Genomic DNA, 7,254 nt, shown 5'->3' with positions numbered 1-7,254 from the left:
TCAGTTGCGCTCGCGTCACACACCACGGTCTACCGGATCAGGACCCGCCGCGAAGGTGAATCACACAGATTGATCACGACCGAATACGTGCCCTAAGGGGCACTCAGGGCCTTTCTCGGGGCTGCTCGACGATCATGTAGGATCTCGCGGCTCGTGGCATAGAGCACAGCCCTGACCAGCGGGTTTCTGGGCTGTCTCAGCCCATGTCCGGGTGCTCGTGTCTCAGTTCCGTGGCACTTCTTCAGGGTCTGCATCAGCAGCCATCCGTTCCGCCCACTCGCGCTGGGTAACGGCTCGCTCGATGCGGCTGACGATGTCCTTCTTGGACGCCGTGTCCAGGGTCTCCGGAAGTTTGTCGAAGGTGTTGGGAAGGACGTCGAGCAGACCCCAGATCTGTTCGCCGGTCCTGACGGTCAGCAGCTGCTGGCACCTCCACTGCACCGGCACCTCGGGACGGTGCCTCAGCCGCTGTATGAGCGTGGGAAACAGGTAGTGCGTGGCCTCTGCTGCGAGGTGCTCTTGGAGCCAGTCGACCGGGAGCCGCTGGCTGAAGCCGTGTATGGCGGCCTCCTGGGCCAGGTCCAGGAGCTGAGCGGTGTCGACGGCTCGGACGGTGCGGGGAAGATCTGGTGCCATGCCCAGATGATGTCAAGGTTGCCGGCCGCCAGATGAGCTCTTCGAACGTTCGAGATGATGGGGCGGTGTCTCTTCGTTACTTCAATCAAACCGGCTGGACTGCCATTTTCAACGGCACTGAGACCGAGAGCGGCCGCATGGTGCGTGTAGAAGGCTGGGATCAGGCGACCGGAACGGCCTTGGTGGTTGACCCCAAGCGAGGGGCCTTGCGCCTGGTCACGGATTACGAGGACTTCTCCCACCTGGAGCGGGCCGACCAGGTCGTTGCTGCGGTGCCCGGCGGAGGGTGGCGGGCCCATTGGACGGATCAGGGGCCAGGTGGAACTCCTCTCACTGAGCAGGTGCTGGCCTGGCTGGTCTCCTCTCAGGGGCGGGCAACGGCAATCACGGTTGATGCATCCGGATATGTCGAGGACGCTGACAGCGCCGACACCTTCATTCCGCCAGGTGAGGAACTGAAGTGACAGCCTTGGAGCCGGATCGGGTAGTGCCAGCGCCGAGAGAACTTCAGTACGGCGCCGGATGGGAGGGCCCGTACTACCGCGTTCGAGCTGATGGCTTCCAGGCGCTCTTTCTCCCGGCCCCTGACGAGGCTCTCGACGAGGTCTGCAACATCGATGCCGAGGTTCACCTCCCCGACGGCTCTCGCTGGAGTGCAACGATCTTCACCCTCGCCGAGGCGGCCCGGCTGATGAAGCGGTGGGAAGAAACCGGAGAAGCCGCAGATGGCCGGTGCTTCTGGTGCTCGGACGGGTTGATCGTTCGAGATCCCGGCGTCCAAGGCATGGTGAGCGTGATCACCAAGTTGCTTGCGTCGGGGGAGTTCGACGGAGCCTTTCACCGGCTTGACGACCCGGCGTGAACTTCGGATTCACGACCGCGCGCCACATTGAGACGCGCGAACAGCCCTGAGCACCCTCCTCCCCAAGGGGGTCAGCGCCATAGGCCGGCCGCGTTCGGCTCTCACCAGCAGCGGTCCGCCGAGCTCTCGTTCGATCCGGTTGATCTGCGCGACGAGGGTGAACGTGTTGAGACCGAGGCCACTCGCCGGCGCCTTCCCCGAACTGGCGGACATCCCCGCTCCGAGGACGCCCGGCGACAAGAGCGCCTTCAAGTACACGCTGTGGCACCAGCTCGCCGTCGTGCGCACCCACCTGGTGTTCCTCGCCGATGCCCGCCGCCGGGGCGACGCCTACGGGCCGTTCGACTTCATCCCGGAGATCACCCATCGCTTCGCCGAGGGCCGCGAGGGCACGGTGCGCCCGGACGGCCTGCTCTACTACAGCCGCACCGGCGCGGACGGCGCCCGAGTCACCAACGTGGCGTTCGTCGAGGTCGACCGCGGCACCATGGGCGGCCCCCGGCTCGCCGCCAAGCTGAACGCCTACGCCCGCTACTGGGCCACCGCTCCCCTGCCAGCCGGGATCACCGCGCCAAGCCGGTCCAGCATCTCCTTGATGTTCACGTCCACTCCCATCAGCCGCCGCGGAAAGGGGTGTCGGCCGCGCCCGCCCTGGCGACTGCTTACTTCAGTGCCCCGGCCTCCTCACCCACCGCCCTGATCGCGGCCCAGTCCCACGGATCCTCGAAGCGAAGTTCCTCACCACCGCCAGGCTACGAGAGCAGCGACGTACGTTGGCAGGGTCGGCGGCCGGGCCAGGATGTCAGGCCGCCGACACCCGTGTGGGTCACAGCGGTTGCCGCCAGTTGCGGTAGGCGTGCGGGAGCCGGGCGAAGCCTCTGTCACTGAACGGGTTCGGCAGTGTGCCACGGAGGGTGCCGAGGAGGAAGTCTCCGAAGCCTGCCTCGAAGCGGATCCAGCGGTCCTCCCCGTAGACGGGCTGGCGCTTGAAGACGACGACGTCCCAGCTGTCCGGGTCCTGAGCGTCGCAGAGCCAGAAGACCACGTCCCCATTGACGCTCCTCGCGCAGGGGAGAAGCCTCCCTGCCTCCAGGTCCTCCGGGGCAGTGCCAGTAGGGGATGTCGGCTCCTCCCTCGGGTCGAAGTCCAGCCCGTCGATGAGGTCACCGTACGGGGAGCCGGCCACCGGCGGCGTGCTGACGCCGAGGTACTCATCCAGCTCGCCGCCACCGTAGAGCGTGACGAAGTCACAGTAGTCGGCTGGCAGACGCAGCCCCGTGGTCTGTGCCAGCTCGTCCCAGTCAACGGCGTCGCCCGAGGTGCTCGGCTCCCCGAGCAGGGCCGAGAGGCGGGTAATGGCTGGGTGGATCATGGCGTTGTCTCCTCCGTAAAGTGGCGCGGTTCGATCAGTCACCGTACTTTCCAGCCGCTCCCGCCAGCCGGCCTCCCGCCGTACCCCGCCGCCACCCGAACGCACCAGACCCACCACATCTCACCGGCCGCCGACCTGCACCGACACCCAAAACTCACCAGTCGGGAGCCGAAACTCACCAGCGGCGGCCGCCCCGGGACCGCCAATGAAACTCCCCACCACTGGTCAGAACGCGGTGCGGCTCTGGCTCCTGGGGTCACCGTCGGCGAGATGGTCGGTGTAGAGGCTGGCGCGGGCCAGCCGCCTCCAGGGGCGGGCGCAGCGGACCGTGATGTCGATGTCCGGTTCGGTCAAGTCGGGGTCGAGGTCGGCGAGTGCGAGGGCGGGGTGGTTGTCGGCGGGGGCTCGGGTGAGCCAGCGGCCGCCGGGGGCGACGATGCCGGAGGGGGCGTTGGCGGCGTACTGGGCGGGGACGGCGTAGCCGAGCCAGTAGTTGTAGAGGGTGCCGTAGGCCTGGGCGACGGTGGCGCGGGCGGGGTCGTCGACCATGACGGACAGCAGGGCGCAGTCGACGTCCAGGCGTTCGTACTCGGCGAACAGGGTGGGGAAGTTCGCTTCGATGCAGATGGCCAGGCCGAAGCGGACGCCGTCCACGTCGAACACCGTCGGCTCGGGCCAGCCGGGGGTGTAGAGGTAGGACAGTTCGGTGTTCGACAGGAACCGCTTGTCGTACCGGGCGACCAGGTCCCCGTGGTCGGAGATGACGTAGAGGCTGTTGTGCGGACGCCGGGGTGGTGTAAGCGGGTGGAGTAATCCGAAGACCGTCCACAGGCCCAGTGCCCCGGCCTCCAGGGGCGCGATCGAACCCGTGGTCATCAGGATCAGCACCCCGCCCTGGATCCCGCCAGCAGCGCTGCGGCCTCCCGCCCGGCGTCCAGCGCGATACCTTCCACTGCGTCGCCTGTGGCCACAAGGCCCATGCCGACACTGCCGGGGCCATCAACGTTCTACGGGCCGGGCTGGCCCGTCGCGACGCCGACCCGGCCTAGCGAGAAGCCCCCGACCTCAGTCGGGGAAGAGTCACGTAGTTGACGCCGGCCACTCACCGCCTCCGCAAGACTTCTGTACTTGTAGTACATTTCGGCCGCCTGCCATGACGCTCGTTCACTCCCGAACGAGCCCGCGCAGCCGACGGCGATGAACCGGACTCCGCGCGGCCTCCGTAGACAGCCATGTAGGGAGCCGGACCGACCGAGACCGCGGAGCAGCCCATGACCGTCAACCCGAACCGCCGCGACATCCTGAGGTTGGGCGGCGCAGTCGGTGGCGGGGCACTGACCGCCGCCCTCGGCCTCACCATCGCGGCCACGCCGGCCGCGGCCGCCTCGTGGAACAGCGGCGCCTGGATGGCCGGGCTGCCCGACAGCCTCTCGCTGACCCAGCTGACCATCCCGGGCACCCACGACTCCTGCTGCGTCGACCCGACGAACGGCACCGAGTGGTCGCACACCCAGAACTGGGGCGTTACGCAGCAGCTCCAGCGGGGCATCCGCTTCCTCGACATCCGCTTGCAGCGGTTCCCGCTGAACGACCGCGAGACCAAGAACTGGCTCGGCGTCTTCCACGACCGGTTCCCCCAGGGCAGCACGCTGCGTTCCGTGCTGGACGAGTGCCGGGCGTTCTTCAAGCAGTCGCCGCGCGAGGCGCTGGTCATGCGGATCAAGAACGAGAACGCGGGCAGCAACCCGATCAACGGGGTGGAGTTCCTGCGCCGCATGCAGTACCACCTGGACGGCTTCGGCTACCGCAACCTGTTCTGGACCGCGCCCCGGTGGCCCAGGCTCGGGGAGGCCCGCGGCAAGATCGTGCTGCTCGCCGACTTCGACACCAGCTCCGACTCCTCGTGGGACGTGATGCACTGGGGCAACTCCGACCTGATGAACATCCAGGACCAGTACCAGGACGTCGGCACCGACGGCAAGGCCCAGGCCATCGTCAACCAGTTCGACCAGGCGTGGCGGAACCAGAACTCGCCGAAGATGTACATCAACTTCACCAGCTACGCGGGCGGGAAGTGGCCCAAGCTGAACGCGGACTCGATCATGCCGCCGGTGCTCGACTACCTGTACGCCCGCAGGAACGAGGCCGTCCACTTCGGGATCGTCCCGATGGACTTCCCCGACTTCCACACCAACGTGTTGGACCTCCTGGTGGCCAAGAACTTCATCGGGCGCTGAATCCCGGTCGGCGTGGCCTTCGGCCGCGACACGGAGCGAACGGCGGCAGCCTCCGAGGGACCGCCGCCGCAGCGTCACCGGCCGACGGCACTCCGGCCGACCCCGGGGCCACCTCCCCCCGCATCATGGTGCCTGGGTCCGGCGGCGGGCCCGCACCCCCTGGTGCGGGCCCGCGCCGTTCAACTGGCCTTCGGGCTCTTCTTCTGGCGGGATTGCTGGTTGGCGTACTGCTGGCGGGAGGCATCGGCGGCTCGCTGGGCACGATCCGCCTCAACGCGCACACGCTCGTTGCCGAGCGGGTGCCGCTCCCACTCGCGCAGGGCGTCGGCCTTGCGCTGGTGCCGGTCGATCACCTCCGGCAGGTCGCCCGGGCCCGTGGTGACGACCCGCCGGAACTCGTCGCCGAGCGCGAGAAGTCGCTCGCGCAGCTCGGCCGGGAGCTCTGCCGGAATCCTGAGCGTGCCGATGGTGCCGACGATCCGCAGCGTGCCCCGCCCGGTCGAGACGATCTCCACCCGTTTCTCGACCACCTTCGTCTCCGGGCGCCGGTAGCCGGCGGTGTAGACGGGCAGCGGCTGGTCGAGTCCCGCACCCCTCAGCCCGGGCACGACGACCAGTCCCGCGTCAATCAGATCGCCCGCGATCTGGACCGCTTCCTTCACGCCGATCGGTCGGCCCGCAGGGCCCTGGAGTTCGGCTAGGTGCCGTACGGTCACCTGCCGCGCGGCAGCGGCCTGGCAGGCCAGCCAGGCGAGCATGCGCGCCTCGACCAACGGCAGGCGGCCAACGGCGGCCGGCTCCGGTGCCTCACTTCGCGGCGCTCGCCGCCGGGGCGGAACGACAGTGGTCGTCAACAGGGCTCCCTCAGGTCCGGGGTTCACGTCGGTCGTCTACGTGATCGGCTCCTGCGCCCTGTGGGATGAGCAGCCGGACTCGGCAGATGGCTGGCACCGCCCGTCCGAGGGCGGTCGGGCGGGCCGGTGCCGGCACCGTGGCGGGCATCAAGGCTTCCGCCGCAGCGCTCGAGAGGCCGCCAAGGTATCCGTCGGAGACCTTGACGGCCAGCTCGGAAGGCGGGTCCGCAACCTGCGCAACAAGGCCCTAGCGAGTAGCCGGGGGGAGTCTCACCCCCGGCTCTCTCAGAACCGTGCGTGAACCTCTCGATTCACACGGCTCCCATCATCCAGTCGTCTGCAGTCACGGTCTGGCGAACTTCCAGTGCGCGAACATGCCGGGGTACAGCCCTGCGGCCTTGACCAGCGCTTCTCTCGCCCGATTCCACTTGCCCCGGAACCGCTTGTACTTCTGCACGACCCACCGCACCAAGTAGTCGTTGATGCGGTTGAGGATGCCGAACAACTCGGACGCATAGAACCGTCCGTAGTAGTTGATCCACCCTCGCACGACGGGGTTGATCTCCCGTGCGGGTTCCACCAGGGTCTCCACTGCGCAGGTGCAGCCGCCAGGAACGGATCTGCGCCCTCATGCGCTTGGCGGCCTCGTCACTGATGGCTGGGTTGAACGTGTTCCCCGCCCTCGCGCTGACATTCCGCACGCGAAACCCGTACCCGAGGAACGTGAGTGATGTGTGCTCGTACGAGCCCGGCCTCACCCCGTCCTTGCAGTACACGATGCGGGTCTTGTCGGGATGCAGCTCGACCTCGGTGCGGCAGTGGACCACCACGTCGTCGCAATACCGCTCGAACCGGACGGCCGGATACTCCCGAGCCATCCAGGCGTCGAACGCATAGTGCATGAACAGGTTCGCCAACAGCAGCGAGATCACCGGGGCCTGCGGGCTTCCGGCCCTCGCCGTCTGCGAAGCAGTTGGAGCGATGCGTGGTGCCCGCGTCCGCTGCGTGGAGTGCGGCAGCGGGCGCGGGCACCACGGGCTTACCCAGGGGCGGGATACCCGGCCGGGTGGGTCACAGGGTGCTGCACTGCCCCCCGCGGGCGCCGGCGACGGTGTTGGGGTGGCCGTCGTTGGTGGGCGGCGGGGTGTTGCCCGAGCAGGACAGGGAACCTCCGATGGTGTTGCCCTCGATCTCGGGACGGTTGTCCTCGGGGAAGGGCCCGGTGCCACTGTTGCCGGAGACCAGCATGGATACACCGATGTGGTTGCCGACGACCTCCAGACCGCCGGTGTT

The 7,254-nt window shown here is 68.0% G+C and carries 10 protein-coding genes and 1 pseudogene; 5 read left to right on the top strand and 6 right to left on the bottom strand.

Translation table 11 applies throughout. From position 1 onward, the window contains the following. Positions 1–222: 222 nt before the first annotated feature. On the bottom strand, positions 223–636 hold the full coding sequence (locus ACWCXH_RS39475; RefSeq protein ID WP_449806346.1) for a hypothetical protein: 414 nt from the start codon (positions 634–636) through the stop codon (positions 223–225). A gap of 32 nt (positions 637–668) precedes the next feature. Here ACWCXH_RS39475 and ACWCXH_RS39470 point away from each other — a divergent pair, with 32 nt between their 5' ends. The 3 genes from ACWCXH_RS39470 to ACWCXH_RS39460 all read left to right on the top strand — a co-directional run bounded on the left by ACWCXH_RS39470 (position 669) and on the right by ACWCXH_RS39460 (position 2,198). After that, on the top strand, positions 669–1,100 hold the full coding sequence (locus ACWCXH_RS39470) for a hypothetical protein (RefSeq protein WP_449806345.1): 432 nt from the start codon (positions 669–671) through the stop codon (positions 1,098–1,100). A gap of 5 nt (positions 1,101–1,105) precedes the next feature. After that, a complete protein-coding gene (locus ACWCXH_RS39465; RefSeq protein ID WP_449806347.1) occupies positions 1,106–1,498 on the top strand; it encodes a hypothetical protein in 393 nt (130 codons plus the stop codon). A 166-nt stretch (positions 1,499–1,664) separates the two neighbouring features. Next, entirely contained in the window at positions 1,665–2,198 is a 534-nt protein-coding gene (locus ACWCXH_RS39460; protein ID WP_449806344.1) for a replication-relaxation family protein, read from the top strand. A 126-nt stretch (positions 2,199–2,324) separates the two neighbouring features. On the opposite strand, the gene ACWCXH_RS39455 is transcribed toward ACWCXH_RS39460, so the two are convergent. Both ACWCXH_RS39455 and ACWCXH_RS39450 read right to left on the bottom strand, forming a co-directional pair. Next, on the bottom strand, positions 2,325–2,870 hold the full coding sequence (locus tag ACWCXH_RS39455) for an SMI1/KNR4 family protein (RefSeq protein ID WP_449806343.1): 546 nt from the start codon (positions 2,868–2,870) through the stop codon (positions 2,325–2,327). A gap of 225 nt (positions 2,871–3,095) precedes the next feature. After that, positions 3,096–3,746, bottom strand: coding sequence for a carbon-nitrogen hydrolase family protein (locus tag ACWCXH_RS39450; RefSeq protein WP_449806342.1), 651 nt, complete (start codon positions 3,744–3,746; stop codon positions 3,096–3,098). On the opposite strand from ACWCXH_RS39450, the gene ACWCXH_RS39445 reads away from it, so the two are divergent. Then, positions 3,707–3,919 carry a zinc ribbon domain-containing protein gene (locus tag ACWCXH_RS39445; protein ID WP_449806341.1) on the top strand — a complete coding sequence of 71 codons (213 nt, stop codon included), beginning with the start codon at positions 3,707–3,709 and terminating at the stop codon, positions 3,917–3,919. The genes ACWCXH_RS39450 and ACWCXH_RS39445 overlap by 40 nt on opposite strands. 222 nt (positions 3,920–4,141) lie before the next feature. Then, entirely contained in the window at positions 4,142–5,107 is a 966-nt protein-coding gene (locus tag ACWCXH_RS39440; RefSeq protein WP_449806340.1) for a phosphatidylinositol-specific phospholipase C, read from the top strand. A 179-nt stretch (positions 5,108–5,286) separates the two neighbouring features. On the opposite strand, the gene ACWCXH_RS39435 is transcribed toward ACWCXH_RS39440, so the two are convergent. The 3 genes and pseudogenes from ACWCXH_RS39435 to ACWCXH_RS39425 all read right to left on the bottom strand — a co-directional run. Next, entirely contained in the window at positions 5,287–5,961 is a 675-nt protein-coding gene (locus ACWCXH_RS39435; protein WP_449806339.1) for a hypothetical protein, read from the bottom strand. 343 nt (positions 5,962–6,304) lie between these two features. Next, positions 6,305–6,541, bottom strand: coding sequence for a group II intron maturase-specific domain-containing protein (locus tag ACWCXH_RS39430; RefSeq protein ID WP_449806338.1), 237 nt, complete (start codon positions 6,539–6,541; stop codon positions 6,305–6,307). A gap of 491 nt (positions 6,542–7,032) precedes the next feature. Further along, positions 7,033–7,254, bottom strand: a pseudogene (locus ACWCXH_RS39425) (hypothetical protein); the annotation flags it as partial.

The sequence above is a fragment of the Kitasatospora sp. NPDC001660 genome (genome assembly GCF_053596725.1).
This window is presented reverse-complemented; position numbering and strand designations above follow the sequence as displayed.